Below are 18179 nucleotides of genomic sequence, written 5' to 3' on the forward strand. Positions count from 1 at the left end.
ATTTCCGGCGCTTGACCTGTAAACTCGCGAGCTTTGGCTCTGTGCTGTTGCGGCGCGGAGTATCGCATAAGTGGGTGTCTTTTCGCCTGCTGTTTATCTACAAGGCGCAAAACCTTTTCATGAACCTGCTCAAGTCGTTGGCCGCCGTCAGCTCTATCACGATGCTTTCCCGGATACTGGGGTTTGTGCGTGACACCATCATCGCGCGCACTTTCGGTGCCGGGATGGCCACCGATGCCTTCTTCATTGCCTTCAAGCTGCCCAACCTGCTGCGGCGCATCTTTGCCGAAGGAGCGTTCTCCCAGGCGTTCGTGCCGATCCTGGCGGAATACAAGAGCCAGCAGGGGGAAGAGGCGACCCGTACCTTCATTGCCTATGTCTCGGGTCTGCTGACCCTGGTCCTGGCGCTGGTGACGGCTTTGGGCATCATCGCCGCGCCCTGGGTGATCTGGGCCACGGCACCGGGGTTCGTCGACTCTCCGGAAAAGTTCGCCCTGACCTCTGACCTGTTGCGGGTGACCTTTCCTTATATATTGCTGATCTCGCTGTCGTCTCTGGCCGGGGCAATCCTCAATACCTGGAATCGTTTCTCGGTGCCGGCCTTCGTGCCGACCCTGCTCAACGTCAGCATGATCATTTTTGCGGTGTTTCTGACGCCGTATTTCGATCCGCCAGTGATGGCTCTGGGCTGGGCGGTGCTGGCTGGCGGCCTGGCGCAGTTGCTGTATCAGCTGCCGCACCTGAAGAAGATCGGCATGCTGGTGCTGCCACGCCTGAACCTGCGGGATACCGGGGTCTGGCGGGTGATGAAGCAGATGCTGCCGGCGATTCTCGGGGTTTCGGTGAGCCAGATCTCGTTGATCATCAACACCATCTTCGCCTCTTTCCTGGTAGCCGGTTCGGTGTCGTGGATGTATTACGCCGACCGCCTGATGGAGCTGCCGTCCGGTGTGCTGGGGGTGGCGCTGGGCACCATTCTTCTGCCGACCCTGGCCAAGACCTACGCCAGCAAGGACCGCCACGAGTATTCGCGGATTCTCGATTGGGGCCTGCGCCTGTGTTTCATCCTGGTGCTGCCGTGCTCCCTGGCCCTGGGTATCCTCGCCGAGCCGCTGACCGTGTCACTGTTCCAATACGGTGAGTTCAGTGCCTTCGATGCGTCCATGACCCAGCGTGCGCTGGTGGCTTATGCCGTGGGTTTGCTGGGGATCATCGTGATCAAGGTGCTGGCGCCGGGCTTCTATGCGCAGCAGAACATTCGTACACCGGTGAAAATCGCCATCTTTACGCTGATCGTCACCCAACTGCTGAACCTGGCCTTTATCGGCCCCCTGAAACACGCGGGCCTGGCCCTGGCCATCAGCGCCGGGGCCTGTATCAACGCCGGCCTGCTTTTCTACCAGTTGCGCAAGCAGCAGATGTTCCAGCCGCTGCCGGGGTGGGGGCGGTTCACCTTGAAGTTGCTGTTGGCGGTAGCGGTCATGTCCGCGGTATTGCTGGGCCTGATGCATTTCATGCCGGCCTGGGATCAAGGCCACATGCTCCAGCGGTTCCTGCGCCTGGGCGTGCTGGTGGTGGCTGGGGTGGTGGCATATTTCGGCATGCTGGCGCTGCTGGGCTTCCGTTTGCGCGACTTCAATCGCAAAGCCTTGAACTGACGGCTGTTTAGTCGCCAGGGCAGGGCAGGCATCGGTTTTGTCGGATCAACCACATTGGGTGCGGTGCTGCCTGTCGTCGGCCGCCGGGTGTGGTTATAATCGACCACTTTATGAGCAAGAAGCGCGTTATGCAGCTGGTTCGAGGCCTCCACAATCTGCGCCCCCAGCATCGGGGCTGCGTCGCCACTATTGGCAACTTTGACGGTGTTCACCGTGGTCACCAGGCTATCCTGGGCCGGCTGCGCGAACGTGCGCTCGAGTTGGGCGTGCCCAGCTGCGTGGTGATTTTCGAGCCCCAGCCGCGGGAATTCTTTGCCCCCGAGACGGCTCCGGCGCGTCTGGCCCGCCTGCGGGACAAGCTGCAGTTGCTGGCTGACGCCGGTGTCGACCGGGTGCTGTGCCTGGCCTTCAACCAGCGCCTGAGCAAACTCAGCGCCAGCGAGTTCGTCGAGCGAATCCTGGTGGATGGCCTGGGTGTACAGCACCTGGAGGTGGGTGATGACTTCCGCTTCGGTTGCGACCGGGTCGGTGATTTTGACTTCCTGCAGCAGGCCGGCGCCACCCACGGCTTTACCGTGGAGGCGGCGCAGACCGTCGAGCTCGACGGCCTGCGGGTGAGTAGTACCCAGGTCCGCAATGCCCTGGCCGCCGCCGATTTCGATCTGGCCGAGCGCCTGCTGGGTCGCCCGTACCGCATTGCCGGGCGGGTGTTGCACGGCCAGAAACTGGCGCGCCAGTTGGGTACGCCCACTGCCAATGTGCAGTTGAAGCGCCGTCGCGTGCCGCTTTCCGGGGTGTACCTGGTGAGCGTCGAGCTCGATGGCAGGACCTGGCCCGGCGTCGCCAATATCGGCGTGCGGCCCACGGTTGCAGGTGATGGCAAGGCCCACCTGGAAGTACATCTTTTAGATTTTGCCGGCGATCTGTATGACCGGCGTTTGACGGTGGTTTTCCACCACAAGCTGCGTGAAGAGCAGCGTTTCGCCTCCCTGGAGGCGTTGAAGACGGCGATCAATGCGGATGTTGCCGCCGCCCGTGCCCAAGTGGCACGTATCCATAGCGCCAATCGCTAATGAAGAGCCTTAAATGACCGACTATAAAGCCACGTTAAACCTTCCGGACACCGCCTTCCCAATGAAGGCCGGCCTGCCTCAGCGCGAACCACAGATTCTGCAGCGTTGGGACAGCATTGGCCTGTACGGAAAGTTGCGCGAGATTGGCAAGGATCGTCCCAAGTTCGTACTGCACGACGGTCCTCCCTATGCCAACGGCTCGATTCACATCGGTCATGCGGTCAACAAGATTCTCAAGGACATGATCATCCGCTCGAAAACCCTGGCGGGTTTCGACGCGCCTTACGTTCCTGGCTGGGACTGCCACGGTCTACCGATCGAGCACAAGGTCGAGGTGACCCACGGCAAGAACCTGTCCTCGGACCAGACCCGCGAGCTGTGCCGCGCCTACGCTTCCGAGCAGATCGAAGGGCAGAAGGCCGAGTTCATCCGCCTGGGTGTGCTGGGCGACTGGGCCAATCCCTACAAGACCATGAACTTCGCCAACGAGGCCGGCGAGATCCGTGCCCTGGCGGAAATGGTCAAGGGCGGCTTCGTGTTCAAGGGCCTGAAGCCGGTGAACTGGTGCTTCGACTGCGGCTCGGCCCTGGCTGAAGCAGAAGTCGAGTATCAGGACAAGAAGTCCGCGACCATCGACGTGGCCTTCCCGGTCGCCGACGAAGCCAAGCTGGCCGGCGCCTTCGGCCTGGCCAAGCTGGCCAAGCCTGCTGCCATCGTGATCTGGACCACCACCCCCTGGACCATCCCGGCCAACCAGGCGCTGAACGTACACCCTGAGTTCAACTATGCGCTGGTCGACACCGGCGCACGCCTGCTGGTGCTGGCCGAAGAGCTGGTGGAATCCTGCCTGGCCCGCTACAACCTGGAAGGCTCGGTGATTGCCACGGCTCCAGGTTCGGCCCTGGAACTGATCAACTTCCGTCATCCGTTCTACGATCGTCTGTCGCCGGTGTATCTGGCCGAATACGTGGAGCTGGGTGCCGGCACTGGCGTGGTTCACTCGGCCCCGGCCTATGGTGAAGACGACTTCGTGACCTGCAAGCGTTATGGCATGGTCAACGACGACATCCTCAACCCGGTGCAGAGCAACGGTGTCTACGCGACATCGCTGGAGTTCTTCGGCGGCCAGTTCATCTGGAAGGCCAACCCGGCCATTGTCGACAAGCTGAGCGAAGTCGGTGCGCTGCTGCACACCGAAACCATCAGCCACAGCTACATGCACTGCTGGCGCCACAAGACCCCGCTGATCTATCGCGCCACCGCGCAGTGGTTCGTTGGCATGGACAAGCAGCCGGCAGCCGGCGACACCCTGCGCCAACGCGCCCTGCAAGCCATCGAAGACACCCAGTTCGTACCGGCCTGGGGCCAGGCACGCCTGCACTCGATGATCGCCAACCGCCCGGACTGGTGCATCTCCCGCCAGCGCAACTGGGGTGTGCCGATCCCGTTCTTCCTGAACAAGGAAAGCGGCGACCTGCACCCACGCACTGTCGAGCTGATGGAAGAAGTGGCCCAGCGCGTCGAGCAGGAAGGCATCGAGGCCTGGTTCAAGATGGACGCCGCTGAGCTGCTGGGCGACGAAGCCGCCCAGTACGACAAGATCAGCGACACCCTGGACGTCTGGTTCGACTCCGGGACCACTCACTGGCACGTGCTGCGCGGTTCGCACCCCATGGGCCACGAAAGCGGTCCGCGGGCCGACCTGTACCTGGAGGGCTCCGACCAGCACCGTGGCTGGTTCCACTCGTCCCTGCTCACCGGTTGCGCCATCGACAACCACGCGCCGTACCGCGAACTGTTGACCCACGGCTTCACCGTGGACGAGAACGGCCGCAAGATGTCCAAGTCCCTGGGCAACGTGATCGCGCCACAGAAGGTCAACGACACCCTGGGTGCCGACATCATGCGCCTGTGGGTCTCGGCCACCGACTACTCCGGCGAGATGGCGGTTTCCGATCAGATCCTGCAGCGCAGCGCCGACGCCTACCGGCGGATCCGCAACACTGCGCGTTTCCTGCTTTCCAACCTGAGCGGCTTCAACCCGGCCACCGACCTGCTGCCGGCCGAAGACATGCTGGCCCTGGACCGTTGGGCCGTGGACCGTACCTTGTTGCTGCAGCGCGAGCTGGAGCTGCACTACGGCGAATACCGCTTCTGGAACGTCTACTCCAAGGTGCACAACTTCTGCGTGCAGGAGTTGGGCGGCTTCTACCTCGACATCATCAAGGACCGCCAGTACACCACCGGCGCCAACAGCAAGGCGCGCCGCTCGGCGCAGACCGCGCTGTACCACATCTCCGAAGCGCTGGTGCGCTGGATCGCACCGATCCTGGCCTTCACCGCCGATGAGCTGTGGGAATACCTGCCGGGCGAGCGTAACGAATCCGTGATGCTCAACACCTGGTACGAAGGCTTGACCGAATTGCCCGCTGACTTCGAACTGGGCCGCGAGTACTGGGAAGGCGTGATGGCCGTCAAGGTTGCGGTGAACAAGGAGCTGGAAGTTCAGCGCGCGGCCAAGGCCGTCGGTGGCAACCTGCAAGCCGAAGTCACCCTGTTTGCCGAGGATGGCCTGGCCGCTGACCTGGCCAAGCTGAGCAACGAACTGCGTTTCGTGCTGATCACTTCGACCGCCAGCCTGGCCCCGTTTGCCCAGGCACCAGCGGACGCCGTGGCCACCGAAGTACCGGGCCTCAAGCTCAAAGTCGTCAAGTCGGCCTTCCCCAAGTGCGCCCGTTGCTGGCACTGCCGTGAAGACGTCGGCGTGCACCCTGAGCACCCGGAAATCTGCGGTCGTTGTGTAGACAATATCAGCGGAGCAGGCGAGGTCCGTCACTATGCCTAACGCCGCAGGCCGTTTCGGCCGTCTGGGCTGGCTGTGGTTGAGCGTGCTGGTCCTGGTCATCGACCAGGTCAGCAAGCTGCACTTCGAAAGTTCGCTGAGCATGTACCAGCAGATCGTGGTGATCCCGGATTACTTCAGCTGGACCCTGGCCTACAACACCGGCGCCGCCTTCAGCTTCCTCGCCGACGGCTCCGGCTGGCAGCGCTGGCTGTTCGCCCTGATCGCGATTGCGGTCAGTGCGGTGCTGGTAGTCTGGCTCAAGCGCCTGGGGCGCAATGAAACCTGGCTGGCCATCGCTCTGGCGCTGGTGCTGGGCGGGGCCCTGGGTAACCTGTACGACCGCATCGCCCTGGGCCATGTGATCGATTTCATCCTGGTGCACTGGCAGAACCGCTGGTACTTCCCGGCATTCAACTTCGCCGACAGTGCCATTACCGTTGGCGCGGTGATGCTGGCCCTGGATATGTTCAAGAGCAAGAAAACCGGAGAAGCCGTTCATGACTGAACAGGTATTGACTGAACAACGCATCGGTCAGAACACGGAAGTCACTTTGCATTTCGCATTGCGCCTGGAGAACGGCGACACCGTAGACAGCACGTTCGACAAGGCCCCGGCGACCTTCAAGGTCGGCGATGGCAACCTGCTGCCAGGGTTCGAGGCGGCGCTGTTCGGCTTCAAGGCCGGCGACAAGCGCAACCTGACCATCGAACCGGAAAACGCCTTCGGCCAGCCCAACCCGCAGAACGTGCAGGTCATCCCGCGTTCGCAGTTCCAGGACATGGAGCTTTCGGAAGGCTTGCTGGTGATCTTCAATGATGCGGCGAACACCGAGTTGCCAGGTGTGGTCAAAACTTTCGATGACGCGCAGGTGACCATCGATTTCAACCACCCGCTGGCCGGCAAGACCTTGACCTTCGACGTTGAAATCATCGACGTCAAAGCGCTTTAAAAGCATCGCCGGCATGCCGTCTTCTATTATCCAGGAGCCGGCTGCCGGCGATCCGCTGTCTACAACGATCTAACTTCTTGCGCGCAAGACACGAGGCACAGCATGCAAATCAAACTCGCCAACCCCCGTGGCTTCTGCGCCGGCGTGGACCGGGCGATCGAAATCGTCAATCGCGCCCTGGAAGTCTTCGGGCCGCCGATCTACGTCCGGCATGAAGTGGTGCACAACAAATTTGTCGTCGAAGACCTGCGCAATCGTGGAGCGATCTTCGTCGAAGAGCTGGACCAGGTGCCGGATGATGTCATCGTCATCTTCAGCGCCCACGGTGTTTCCCAGGCGGTGCGCAGCGAGGCTGCAGGTCGTGGCCTCAAAGTGTTCGACGCCACCTGCCCGCTGGTGACCAAGGTGCATATCGAAGTGGCGCGCTACAGCCGCGACGGCCGTGAATGCATCCTGATCGGCCACGCCGGCCACCCCGAGGTCGAAGGCACCATGGGCCAGTACGACGCCAGCAATGGCGGCGCCATCTACCTGGTGGAAGACGAAAAGGATGTGGCCGAATTGCAGGTGCGCAACCCCGAGCGCCTGGCATTCGTGACCCAGACCACCTTGTCCATGGATGACACCAGCCGGGTGATCGATGCCTTGCGCACGCGCTTTCCGGCCATCGGCGGGCCACGCAAGGACGACATCTGCTACGCCACGCAGAACCGTCAGGACGCGGTCAAGCAACTGGCCGACGAATGCGACGTGGTGCTGGTGGTCGGCAGCCCCAACAGCTCCAACTCCAACCGCCTGCGCGAGCTGGCCGAACGCATGGCCACCCCGGCCTACCTGATCGACGGTGCCGAAGACCTGCAGCGCAGCTGGTTCGATGGTGTGGAGCGCATCGGCATTACCGCCGGCGCCTCGGCCCCGGAAGTGCTGGTGCGTGGCGTGATCCAGCAACTGCAGGCCTGGGGTGCCACCGGCGCCGATGAGCTGGCCGGCCGCGAAGAAAACATCACCTTCTCCATGCCCAAAGAGCTGCGGGTTCGCTCGCTGCTCTGATCAGCCGACGCCTGCACACAAGGCCTGCTCGGCGTTTTCGCTGCGCAGGCTGACCCTCCCGCTACGTGACAGCACCACTTGATGGCGGCTGTACTCCTGGCCTGCCTGGCAGACATGGAGTGTTCCGGCCTGGAAGGCGCCACTGGGCAGCAGCGGATGGCCCAGGGCACTGAAGCGCACGAAGTGCTGCACCGGGCGATTGCCCACGATCAATACCTGCCCACTGCCTTGGCGCTCGATCAGTTGCGGGTTGCGTGCGTCCTGGGCGCCCTTGCCGCTGATATCCAGGATGATCCTCCAGCCCCGGCTCCAGTCGTCCTCCAGACCATGGATCAGGACCGTGCGCTGGTGCAGGATCGCTGCCGCCCGGGCGTTGCGCAGGCCACTGGCAAGCATCTGCGCGGCGTCCTGCTGGCGATTGGAGCGCAGCAGCTCACTCATGGCGCTACCGGAAAGCGGCAGCAGCAGGGCCAGCAGAACCAGTGTGGTCAGCAGTTCAATCAGGCTGAAGCCTTTCTCATGCATGGGGTCTCCCTCCCTGGGGACGACGGTTTCACGCAATCCGTGCGTGTTCATTGAGCAAATGGCCAAAGCGCCGGTCTATGGAGGGTCCGGGCGCTTGCCTGTTATAGCCGATGACACTTCCAAGGCCGGCCATGAATTTGCATACAAAGGGTTTCACCTTGCTGGAATTGCTCGTCGCCCTGGCGATCGCGGCCCTTCTTCTGGGCCTGGTGGTGCCAGCCTATCGCACCACCGTGCAGCGAGTGCGTGCCGACACCGAGATCAATCAACTACGCCAGGCCCTGGCTTACGCACGGTTGGAAGCGATCAATCGCCGCCAGAGGGTCGGGATTCGCCCGGCTGCCAAGGACGCTCCCTGGAACGGCGAATTGATGGTGTATGCGGGGCAGGACCCCGGAGGCAATGTATTGCGGGTTGTTCCAGCCATCAGTCCGGGGGCCACCCTGACGCTAACCTCAGATGACCACAGCATCGATTTCAATCGCCTCGGCGGCTTGGCGGCCAGTGATGCGCTGCACATCGTCTATGGACTGGACCAGCAGCGGCGGGTGATCAGTGTCTGTCTCAATGGGCGGGTGATAGCAGCGGAGAACTGCGGATGAACGTGCGGGATGCACAGGATGGCATGACCCTGATCGAGGTGCTGGTGGCGCTGTTGATACTGGCGGTGGGCCTGCTGGGTGCGGCGGCGGTGCAGATCAAGGCGCTGCAGTACACCGACAGCTCGCGGATGACCACCCAGGCCAGCTTTATCGCCTATGACATGCTCGACCGGATCCGCGCCAACGCCGCCGCCGACTACAGCGTGGCGATACCGGCCGAGGGCAACCCGGGCAATGTGCGGGATCAGGACCTGTACGACTTCGCCGCCAATATCGCGAGCTTCGCCGGCCCCAGCGGCAAGGGCAGCATCAGCGTCAAGCAGCATGTCTACACCATTCGCATCACCTGGGACGACTCCCGTGCCGAAGGCCGGGGGGGCAGCCTGCGTAGCCTGGAGCTCAGCAGCCGGGTTGCAGCGCAACCGGGAGGCTTGCCGTGAACCGGGCCGATAGTGGCTTCGGCCTGGTGGAGATGATGCTGGCACTGGCGTTGAGCCTGGTGCTGGTACTGGGGGTGGCCCAGGTATTCATTGCGGCGAAGAACACCTACCAGAGTCAGAGCGCTGCCGCCTACCTGCAGGAGGATGCTCGCTTTGTCCTGAGCAAGATGCTTCAGGAAATCCGCATGGTGGGGCTGTTCGGTTGCCTGCGGACCATCAGTGATGCCAGCACGGCACGGGAGTTCTCGCACTATGCGGCGACGCCGATCCAATGGGACAACGCCGAGCAGAAACTGACCCTGATCACCGCCGATGTCGGGGACGATGGCGGTACGCCGACCTGGAGCGTGGTCAGCGACTGCCAGCACAGCGCCGTAGCCTATTCAGGCGCTCATCGAGGGGCCGGCGCTGAGCAGGTGTTCGCCCTGCGCCGGCTGTTCTACAGCCTGAAGAATCGCCAGTTGCTGCTGGGCAGCGGCCTTGGCAAGCAGCAAGCGGTGCTGCTGGACAACGTCGAAGCCTTTGATGTGAGTTTCGGCATGGCCCGTTCGGCCACCGACATTGCCGCCTCCAGCTACAGTCGCAACCCGTTGGACCCGGAACGGATCCGCAGTGTGCGCTTGCGCCTGACCCTCGTCGACCCCCATGACCGCGTGCGCCCGCAGACCTATAGAGTGGTCGCGGCCCTGCGCAACAGGTTGCCCTGATGACGCGCTTGCGAGGTCGGGTTCCTCTCGGTCAGCGGGGCATGGCGTTGCTGGTCAGCCTGGTGTTCCTGTTGCTGCTGACCCTGATCGGGCTCTCGTCGCTGCAGAACGCCACCCTGCAGGAAAAAATGGCCGCCAGCCTGGCTCTGCACAACCGCGCATTCCAGGCCGCCGAAGCCGCGCTGCGGGTGGGGGAGAGTGCGGTGCAGCAGGATGATTTTCGCTTGCCGGTATGTGCCAGCCCTGCTCAGTGTGCGCCTCCCGCCGAATCAGCGCTGGTCAAGGCTCCTGGAGTCAATGCTGCTTCGGCGGTGCTGTGGATCGCTAGCGGCTCTGGCTTCTACGGGGTGCAGAACCTCGGTGTTTCACAGGATGCGGTGAATGTGCCGAGCAATACTCCAGCCACTTTGTATCGCGTGACCGCTGTTGGTCTGGCCGGGCAATCGCGCAGTGTGCTGGAGAGCATCTATGCCAAGTATTGATCGGGGCATGCGTCGGCCTGGCTGGCGAAGCCTGGGCGCGCTGCTGCTGAGCCTGTTGCCGGTACCTCTGGCCATGGCGTTCAACCCTGCCAGCACCCCGCTTCTTGGTGCCGCGGCGGTGGCGCCGAACGTGATGCTGGTGCTGGATGACTCCCTGGGCATGAACAGCATTGTCCATGCCCGGGAGTTCGATCCGCTGCTCGCCCGGGCTGCGGTCTGGCGCTGTGCCGGAGTGGGGGGCGAGTGTGCTCGGGGTGAGCGGCTTGCAGGCCAGGCGATTGCCTTGTCCAGCCTCGGCGAGTCGGGGTGCCGGGCAGGCTTTCACAGCTTCCATGATCCCGAGCGTGGGGTGCGCTGCCTGAAGCTGCCGGACCCGGTTGGGGCGGGAAATACGCTGTACTCCGCGGACTACCTGTCCTGGCTACTGGCGCAGGCCAAGGGACGGGAGCGAGACTTCACTGACGGTTCCATTCCCAACGACTACCGGATGAATGTGGCGCGGCGGCTGGCCACGGCCCTGGTGACCCGGTATCGCTGGCTGCGCCTGGGGTTGGCCACCTTCAACCCGCCGGCCCCGGGTGATCCGGGCCCTGGGGGTTACATTGCCCGTCCCATCAGCGACCTGTCGGCCATTGAAGGCGCTGTGAGCCCGGTCCAGGCCGAGGCCAATTACCAGGCCCTGCTGGCGACAATCAACGGCCTCAAGGCCGGCGGTCATACGCCGTTGGCGGAAACCTACTACGAGATCACCCGCTACCTGCGCGGCATGGTGCCGTACTACAACCTTTCACCGGCGCTCTACAGCAGCCCCATTCAATACCGTTGCCAGAAGAACTACGGGGTGGTGATCAGTGCCGGCGCGGCGGATCACGATACTCAGTTCCCGCTCAACGACCCTTTGGGGGCGGGGCGCCTGCCCAACTGGGACGGGGTCGGCAACGATGGTGGCGAGCGCGATGGGCAGACTCTATTCCTCGATGATCTGGCCAAGTTCGCCTTCGATATCGACTTGCGTGGCCCAGGAGTGGATGAGGCCGGGAAAAGCTGGGCGGCGGTGGATTTCCCCCGTCAGTACCTGAATACCTTCACGGTGGGTTTCCAGGCCCACAACCCTCTGCTGATGGGTGCTGCGGACTACGGCCAGGGTGAGTATTTCCAGGCCCGCAGCAACCTTGAACGCGTGCTGGCAGGCGTTCTGGGCGAAGGCGTAGCCAGTGCCGTGTCTGCCGGCAGTGGTGTACTGGATGCCGCCAGTGGTCGTTATTACCAGAGCCAGTACGACCCGGTCGATTGGCATGGCACGATCCGCGCCTACGGCATCGACAATCAGGGCCGAGTGGCTGTCGGTTCGCCGTTGTGGAGCAGCGATAGTGGCGTGGATGGTGCCGGCGCGGCGGTAATCCATGAGACCTGGAACACTGCCAGCCGGCGTCCGGTGAGCCTGGCCTACGGCAACTTGTCCACCGCTCAGCGTGGCGAACTTGAGCAGTCGTTGCCTGCAGGTGTCAGTGGCGCCGAGCTATTGGACTGGAGCCAGGGCCGCTCGGTGAGCGGGCTCAGGGAGCGCCGCTATCAGTTGGGAGATATCGTCAATTCGCCGCTGGTGCTGGCAACTGCCGGGCAGCGCAGTGCTGTCGATGGGGCTGCCGGGGGCGACTACAGCCGCTACCTGGCACAGAAAGCCACGGCCATGGCGACGCGCTTGTTGGTGAACAGCAATGACGGGTTGTTCAATGTGCTGGACCCGGCCAGCGGTGAGCGCCTCTATGGCTACATGCCCTCCAGCGCGTTGGGCGCCCTGGCGCAGGTCGCCGATCCCGGTTATCGGCGGGGCGAGCGCCATCGCTATCTGGTGGATGGTCCCCTGGCGGTGTTCGATGGGCAGCGGGGCGGTGCCTGGCAAACCCTGGCCCTGGGGGGCGTCGGGGCGGGCGGCAAGAGTTTCTTTGCGGTGCGTCTGTTCGACGCCGTGCACGGCAATACGCCTGGCGCCTTGTGGGAAATCGGCGCTCCTCTCGAGCCGGACCGCAATCATCCTTTCAATGACCTGGGGTATGCCTATGCCCGCCCACAGGTAGCGCGCTTGACCGATGGTCGCTGGGCGGCTTTCATCGGCAATGGCTACGGCAGCCATTCCGGGGTGGCAGCGCTGTATGTGGTGGACCTGAATGATGGCTCGCTGATTCGCGAGATCGCCATTGACGACCAGCCTGACAATGGCCTGTCGTCCGTCACCCTCAAGGTCAATGCACGCAATGAAGTGCAGGCGGCCTATGCGGGCGACCTCAAGGGGCGACTGTGGAAATTCGAGCTGTCCGGCAACGATAGCGCCAGCTGGCATCTGGCATTTGCCGGGCAGCCCTTGTTCCGCACCGCGGGAGGCGCCAGCCAGCCGATCAGCGTACCGCCGCGCCTGCTCGATCATCCCCGTGGTGGCCAATTGGTGCTGTTCGGTACGGGCAAGCTCAACGAGACCCGGGACAAGCAAAGCCGGGCGCGCCAGGGATTCTATGGCGTGTGGGACGCCGAGGGCGGTCCTGGGGGCATTGGCGAAAGTCAGTTGCAGGTGCAGCACCTTGAGGCCGGGTTCAGCGCGGCGGCCGGCAGTTTCCTGCGCAGCACCCTCAACGAGGTGCGTTATCCGGCGCAGCGCGGCTGGTACCTGCCCCTGGTACAAGGTGGCCTGGCAGCCGGCGAGCGGGTGCTCAACGAGGCGACCCTGGTGGCCGGCAGGGTGGTGTTCAGCACCCTGCAACTGGAGCCCGACGACCCTTGTTCGAGTGCCGGCAGTGGGAAATTGATCGAGCTGGAGGCGTTCAGCGGTAAGATGCTCGACGCTGCGGTGCTCGACACCAATGGCGACGGGGTCGTGGATGACCAGGACCAGCCCTCCAGCGGCGTGCGCTACGTCGGCACCGTGCCCAGCCTCGGCGGAGTTGCCAGCAATGGCGCCCGCAAGATCATCAATGACTCCAGGGGTGGCATCAGCACCCTGGTGGAAAGGCCCGGCGGTGGCAGCCGGCGCATCCTGTGGCGACAAATCCAGTAAGCGAGATTCTTGACCATGCGCAGATCCAACCAAGGTTTTACCCTGATCGAAATCATGATCGTGATTGCGATCATCGGTCTGGTCCTTACCTTGAGCCTTCCCAGCATCACCGAATACGTGAAAAAACCGCACCGCAGTGAAATCGCGGTACTGCTTACCGAGCAGGCACAGCAGCTTGAACGGCATTTCTCCAAGGCTGGGGTCTACAGCAACGCACCGGACCTGAGCGCCGGCAATGAGTACTACAGCATTGCCGCAACCCTGACCGACACCGGCTTCTCCCTGACCGCGACCCCGAAGGACGATGGGCTGATGGCGGCGGACAAGTGCGGCAGTTTCAGCATCGACCAGACCGGCGCGACCCGCATCAGTGGCCAGGCCGAAGGGCTGACCGCCAAGGATTGCTGGGGGCGCTGAGCACCTGATTCGGGCCGCGGCGCCCACTGTCTTTCTCATGATTGGATCGGACTATGGCTAAGCAACAGCAAGTGCTGGTGGTGGGCGGCGGGGTGATCGGCCTGCTCACCGCCTTCAATCTGGCGTCCCAGGGCCAGCAGGTACGGCTTCTGGAACGTTCGGACCTGGGGCGTGAATCGTCCTGGGCCGGTGGTGGGATCGTCTCGCCGCTTTACCCCTGGCGCTACAACCCGGCGGTCACTGCCCTGGCGCACTGGTCGCAGGATTTCTACCCACAACTGGCCCAGCAACTGTTCAGTGCCACCGGTGTCGACCCGCAGGTACATGTCACCGGCCTCTACTGGCTGGACCTGGAGGATGAAGCCCAGGCCCTGGAGTGGGCCAAGCGTGAAGGCCGGCCGCTGAGTGCTGTGGATATCTCGGCGGTGCATGACGCGGTGCCGGTGCTGGGCAATGGTTATCAACAGGCGATCTACATGGCCGATGTGGCCAACGTGCGCAACCCGCGCCTGGTCAAATCTCTGAAGGCGGCGTTACAGGCGTTGCCTAATGTGCAAATCGATGAGCAATGCACCGTCAGTGGTTTTATCCGCGAAGGCCAGCAAGTGGTGGGGGTCGATAGCTCGCTGGGCGAGGTTCGCGCTGATCAGGTGGTGCTCTGCGCGGGGGCCTGGAGTGGCGAACTGCTGGGCAGCCTGGGCCTGGAACTGCCGGTGGAGCCGGTGAAGGGGCAGATGATCCTCTACAAGTGTGCTGCCGACTTTCTGTCCTGCATGGTCCTGGCCAAGGGGCGCTATGCCATCCCGCGGCGCGATGGCCACATTCTGGTGGGCAGCACCCTGGAGCATGAAGGCTTCGACAAGACCCCGACCGTTTCGGCCCTGGAGAGCCTCAAGGCCTCCGCGGTCGAGCTGATTCCCGCCCTCGCCGAGGCCGAGGTGGTCGGGCACTGGGCCGGGCTGCGCCCGGGCTCTCCGGAAGGCATTCCCTACGTGGGGCCGGTTCCGGGCTTTGCTGGCCTGTGGCTCAACTGCGGGCACTACCGCAATGGCCTGGTGTTGGCGCCGGCCTCCTGCCAGCTGTTCTGCGACCTGCTGCTGGGGAACCCGCCGATCATCGACCCGGCGCCTTATGCGCCTGAAGGTCGGATCTAGTCCAGCCCGAGCTTCTTCATGCGGTAACGCATCGAACGAAACGACAGGCTCAGCCGCCGGGCCGCCGCCGTGCGGTTCCAGCGGGTTTCCTCCAGGGCCTGGAGCAGCAGCTGGCGCTCCACCTGTTGCAGGTGCAGCGCCAGGTCTAGCTGGGTGGCCGCCGCCGATGATCGGGCTTCAAGGCTGTCGGCTCTGGGCAACTGCAGGTCGTCTGTTTCTATCCAGCGTCCTTCGCATAGGGTCTGCGCCCGTTCCAGCAGGTTTTCCAGCTCTCGCACGTTGCCCGGAAAGTCATAGCGCTCCAGGGCTTGCAGGGCTTCGGGACGTAGCTGGACGGCAGGCTGTCCGCTGTCCCTGGCCAGGCGCTGCAGGACGTGCCCGGCCAGTGCGGGGATGTCGCCACGGCGCTCGCGCAACGCAGGGACTCGCAACTCGATGACGTTCAGGCGGTAGTAGAGGTCCTGGCGAAAGCGTCCGGTCTCTACCTCGTTTTTCAGGTCCTTGTGGGTGGCACAGAGAATCCGCACGTCGACGGTTTTTTCCTGTTGGCTGCCTACAGGGCGCACGGATTTTTCCTGCAAGGCTCGCAGCAGTTTTACTTGCATGGCCAGGGGCAGGTCGGCGACCTCATCAAGAAACAGGGTGCCGCCGTGGGCGGCCAGAAATAACCCGGGCTGATCGCTGACGGCGCCACTGAAGCTGCCTTTGCAATGGCCGAAGAGTTCACTCTCCATCAATTCGGAAGGAATCGCCCCGCAGTTGACCGGGACGAACGGGTATCGGGCCCTGGGGCCAAGCTGGTGGAGCAGGCGGGCGACCCGTTCCTTGCCACTGCCGGACTCACCGCTGATATAGACCGCCGCCAGGCTGTGGGCCAGCTTGTCGATGTGGCGACGCAGGGCATTCATGGGCGCCGAGTCTCCCAGCAATTGCCGGGCAGGGTCATCCGTTGCGCAGTCCGTGGCCTGCTTCAGGCTGGCACCTACCCAAGCGCGCAGTTGCTTGAGGTCCAGAGGCTTGTGCAGCAACTGGCAGGCTCCGGCCTGCAGGGCGCCCGCGCTGGCCTGTGCACAGGCGCCGTTGCTTAGCAGCGCCACAGGAAGGTTGGGGTGGGACTGGCGGATGTGCCGCAGCAGCTCCAGCCCGCTGCCGTCCGGTAGCTGCAGGTCGGTCAGGCACAGGTCAAAGCGCTCCCGGGCCAGGCGGCCACGGGCTTCCTGCAGGGTGCGCGCACTTTGGGTGTGCAAGCGCATTCGGCCCAGAGTGATCTCCACAAGGGCGCGGGTTTCCGTGGCGTCATCGACCACCAGCACCGATTGCCGTGGGTTCATGGCGGCTGCAGTTTTCATCCGTGAGTGAGGAGCGGGCGACAGTGCTCGCCCGATGGGCGTGAACTCAAGTCTAGGCCCGACGGGGTAGCGGCGCAGGGGATGGGCCACTGGTCATCCTGCCGGGCGTCCTGAAGGTGCGCGTCGTCGGGACGTTGTGGTGCCCATGGATGGGGGGCTACAGCGCTCTGCCCGAGAGCGAAACGGCGAGTGGGCGCCAACAGGCTATTTTGTCGCCAATTGTTCGGCCGGGGTTGGCACTTGGGCCTTCCCGTTCCTGGGTAGAGGTTCGAAGCCTGGGAGAGGCGAGGGAGGAAGGGGACGACGAGCCGGTTCATGCGCTGACCAAGGCCTGGAATAGTCCGTGTCAGACGCCATTTTTCGCCCCCGAGTTCCTTGCCTCGGGTATCCGCAGTGGGCCTGGGGGCTCAGCGGTCCTGGTTTCCCGGCCCTTGTTGCAGGTGTGCCTGGCTGCAGTACCACTGTTGCGACTGGCTCAGGGCCCGGTCCTGGGGCAGGTGCACGCCGCAATGGGCGCAACGCACCATGGGCGTAGTGGCCGGTTCATTGGGGGAGCGAGGGGCGGCGACAGGACGCTTGAACTTGCGCCAGAACCATACCGCGGCGGCAATCAGAGCGATCCAGAACAGTAGACGAACCATGGCAACCAGCTTTTTGAAGGGGGAGGGGGCAGTTTAGCCAAGCGCCCGACGGGCGCACAGGCCCATCAGTGCGCGGGCATAAAAAAGGGAGACTTCAAGTCTCCCTTTCCGGCCTGCGGGGTGATCAGTCGAACACGCCGAAGGTCATGTAGCTGAACCAGGAGCGGTCGCTATTGTTGTTGCCGGCAGCCTCGTGCTCTTCTTCCTCGACCACGTCGCCGTTGCTGTCTTTAGGCTTGAGCTCGGACGGAATGGCGTCCTTGGCATCCTGGTACTGCTTCATCACGTCCTGGTTGGCGCGGGTTTCTCCCGGCGGCAGCGGAGGACGGGACTCGATCAGGCCCAGGGTGGCCTTGCTCAGCCACGAACGGTTGTCGGCTTCAGCCACGCGTGGCACGAACTGACCGTCCACCAGGCTTGGGTGGTTAGGGTAGTTGAGCTTGAGAGTTTCCAGGCTGGTGGCAGCCAGTTCATCCAGGTGCAGGCGCTGGTAGGCCTCGGTCATCACCGCCAGGCCGTCGCCGACCGATGGGGTTTCCTGGAAGTTCTCCACTACGTAGCGGCCACGGTTGGCAGCGGCGACATAGGCCTGGCGGGTCAGGTAATAGTCGGCTACGTGGATCTCGTAGGCAGCCAGCAGGTTGCGCAGGTAGATCATGCGCTGCTTGGCGTCCGGCGCGTAGCGGCTGTTGGGGAAGCGGCTGGTCAGCTGGGCGAACTCGTTGTAGGAGTCGCGGGCTGCACCCGGGTCACGCTTGGTCATGTCCAGCGGCAGGAAGCGCGCCAGCAGGCCGACGTCCTGGTCGAACGAGGTCAGGCCCTTGAGGTAGTAGGCGTAGTCCACGTTCGGGTGCTGGGGGTGCAGGCGAATGAAGCGCTCGGCGGCGGACTTGGCGGCCTCCGGCTCGGCATTCTTGTAGTTGGCGTAGATCAGCTCGAGCTGTGCCTGATCGGCGTAGCGACCAAAGGGATAGCGCGATTCCAGGGCCTTGAGCTTGGCGGTGGCGCTGGTATAGCTGTGGTTGTCCAGGTCGGTCTGCGCCTGCTGGTACAACTCGACTTCGCTCAGGTTTTCGTCAACGACTTCCTTCGATGAGCAAGCAGCGGTCAGTGCGAGGATGGCGATCAGCAGCAGGTGTTTCACTTGCATGGCGGCTTGCGTCCCTATGACGGCCGCTGTCTTGGGCGGTGCCGTCCTGTTATGATGAGCGCCCCGTTGAAAGCCTCGGGGCAAAAG

Annotated in this window: 17 protein-coding genes; 13 read left to right on the forward strand and 4 right to left on the reverse strand. The window is 63.5% G+C overall.

The annotated features are described in order from the left end of the window. Positions 1-119: 119 nt before the first annotated feature. The 6 genes from murJ to ispH all read left to right on the forward strand — a co-directional run bounded on the left by murJ (position 120) and on the right by ispH (position 7576). Positions 120-1658, forward strand: coding sequence for a murein biosynthesis integral membrane protein MurJ (murJ, locus tag BM382_RS30245; protein WP_011063551.1), 1539 nt, complete (start codon positions 120-122; stop codon positions 1656-1658). Positions 1659-1786: 128 nt separating this feature from the next. Next, positions 1787-2731: a bifunctional riboflavin kinase/FAD synthetase gene (gene ribF / locus BM382_RS30250; RefSeq protein WP_011063550.1), complete on the forward strand. Its 945-nt coding sequence runs from the start codon at positions 1787-1789 to the stop codon at positions 2729-2731. A 13-nt stretch (positions 2732-2744) separates the two neighbouring features. Continuing rightward, positions 2745-5576 (forward strand): isoleucine--tRNA ligase, encoded by a 2832-nt coding sequence (gene ileS / locus BM382_RS30255; protein WP_019093996.1) that lies wholly within the window; start codon positions 2745-2747, stop codon positions 5574-5576. After that, positions 5569-6081 (forward strand): signal peptidase II, encoded by a 513-nt coding sequence (gene lspA / locus BM382_RS30260; protein ID WP_011063548.1) that lies wholly within the window; start codon positions 5569-5571, stop codon positions 6079-6081. The genes ileS and lspA overlap by 8 nt, the downstream gene beginning before the upstream one ends. Then, entirely contained in the window at positions 6074-6526 is a 453-nt protein-coding gene (fkpB, locus tag BM382_RS30265; RefSeq protein WP_011063547.1) for an FKBP-type peptidyl-prolyl cis-trans isomerase, read from the forward strand. Before lspA ends, fkpB begins: the two co-directional genes overlap by 8 nt. A 102-nt stretch (positions 6527-6628) precedes the next feature. Then, the gene (gene ispH / locus BM382_RS30270; RefSeq protein WP_011063546.1) at positions 6629-7576 is read left to right on the forward strand and encodes a 4-hydroxy-3-methylbut-2-enyl diphosphate reductase; all 948 of its coding nucleotides are present in this window, start codon (positions 6629-6631) and stop codon (positions 7574-7576) included. Here ispH and BM382_RS30275 read toward each other — a convergent pair whose 3' ends face one another. Beyond that, positions 7577-8101 carry a GspH/FimT family protein gene (locus BM382_RS30275; protein WP_041774482.1) on the reverse strand — a complete coding sequence of 175 codons (525 nt, stop codon included), beginning with the start codon at positions 8099-8101 and terminating at the stop codon, positions 7577-7579. It abuts the gene before it with no gap. A gap of 131 nt (positions 8102-8232) precedes the next feature. Between BM382_RS30275 and BM382_RS30280 the strand changes: the two genes are divergently transcribed. The 7 genes from BM382_RS30280 to thiO are packed head-to-tail and all read left to right on the forward strand — an operon-like array spanning position 8233 to position 14952. Next, positions 8233-8703 carry a GspH/FimT family pseudopilin gene (locus tag BM382_RS30280; protein ID WP_011063545.1) on the forward strand — a complete coding sequence of 157 codons (471 nt, stop codon included), beginning with the start codon at positions 8233-8235 and terminating at the stop codon, positions 8701-8703. Continuing rightward, positions 8700-9143 (forward strand): type IV pilus modification protein PilV, encoded by a 444-nt coding sequence (gene pilV, locus BM382_RS30285; RefSeq protein ID WP_072444995.1) that lies wholly within the window; start codon positions 8700-8702, stop codon positions 9141-9143. The genes BM382_RS30280 and pilV overlap by 4 nt, the downstream gene beginning before the upstream one ends. Further along, positions 9140-9850 carry a PilW family protein gene (locus BM382_RS30290; protein WP_072444997.1) on the forward strand — a complete coding sequence of 237 codons (711 nt, stop codon included), beginning with the start codon at positions 9140-9142 and terminating at the stop codon, positions 9848-9850. Before pilV ends, BM382_RS30290 begins: the two co-directional genes overlap by 4 nt. After that, positions 9850-10332: a pilus assembly PilX family protein gene (locus BM382_RS30295; protein ID WP_233447094.1), complete on the forward strand. Its 483-nt coding sequence runs from the start codon at positions 9850-9852 to the stop codon at positions 10330-10332. Before BM382_RS30290 ends, BM382_RS30295 begins: the two co-directional genes overlap by 1 nt. Beyond that, complete coding sequence (locus tag BM382_RS30300) at positions 10319-13381, forward strand: pilus assembly protein (RefSeq protein WP_072444999.1); 3063 nt, start codon at positions 10319-10321, stop codon at positions 13379-13381. The genes BM382_RS30295 and BM382_RS30300 overlap by 14 nt, the downstream gene beginning before the upstream one ends. A gap of 15 nt (positions 13382-13396) precedes the next feature. Further along, on the forward strand, positions 13397-13798 hold the full coding sequence (locus BM382_RS30305; protein ID WP_015637084.1) for a type IV pilin protein: 402 nt from the start codon (positions 13397-13399) through the stop codon (positions 13796-13798). Between the two features lie 53 nt (positions 13799-13851). Further along, a complete protein-coding gene (thiO, locus tag BM382_RS30310; protein ID WP_072445001.1) occupies positions 13852-14952 on the forward strand; it encodes a glycine oxidase ThiO in 1101 nt (366 codons plus the stop codon). Here the strand turns inward: thiO and BM382_RS30315 are convergent. From BM382_RS30315 to BM382_RS30325, 3 genes are all read right to left on the reverse strand, one after another. Then, positions 14949-16283 carry a sigma-54-dependent transcriptional regulator gene (locus tag BM382_RS30315; RefSeq protein ID WP_041752595.1) on the reverse strand — a complete coding sequence of 445 codons (1335 nt, stop codon included), beginning with the start codon at positions 16281-16283 and terminating at the stop codon, positions 14949-14951. The two genes, thiO and BM382_RS30315, sit on opposite strands and share 4 nt — an antisense overlap. A gap of 425 nt (positions 16284-16708) precedes the next feature. Then, positions 16709-16942 carry a PP0621 family protein gene (locus BM382_RS30320; RefSeq protein ID WP_015637081.1) on the reverse strand — a complete coding sequence of 78 codons (234 nt, stop codon included), beginning with the start codon at positions 16940-16942 and terminating at the stop codon, positions 16709-16711. Positions 16943-17066: 124 nt separating this feature from the next. Further along, positions 17067-18092: an outer membrane protein assembly factor BamD gene (locus BM382_RS30325; RefSeq protein WP_011063536.1), complete on the reverse strand. Its 1026-nt coding sequence runs from the start codon at positions 18090-18092 to the stop codon at positions 17067-17069. Between the last annotated feature and the right edge of the window lie 87 nt (positions 18093-18179).

It is taken from the genome of Pseudomonas sp. NFPP25, from assembly GCF_900116505.1.
Lineage (GTDB): Bacteria > Pseudomonadota > Gammaproteobacteria > Pseudomonadales > Pseudomonadaceae > Aquipseudomonas > Aquipseudomonas protegens.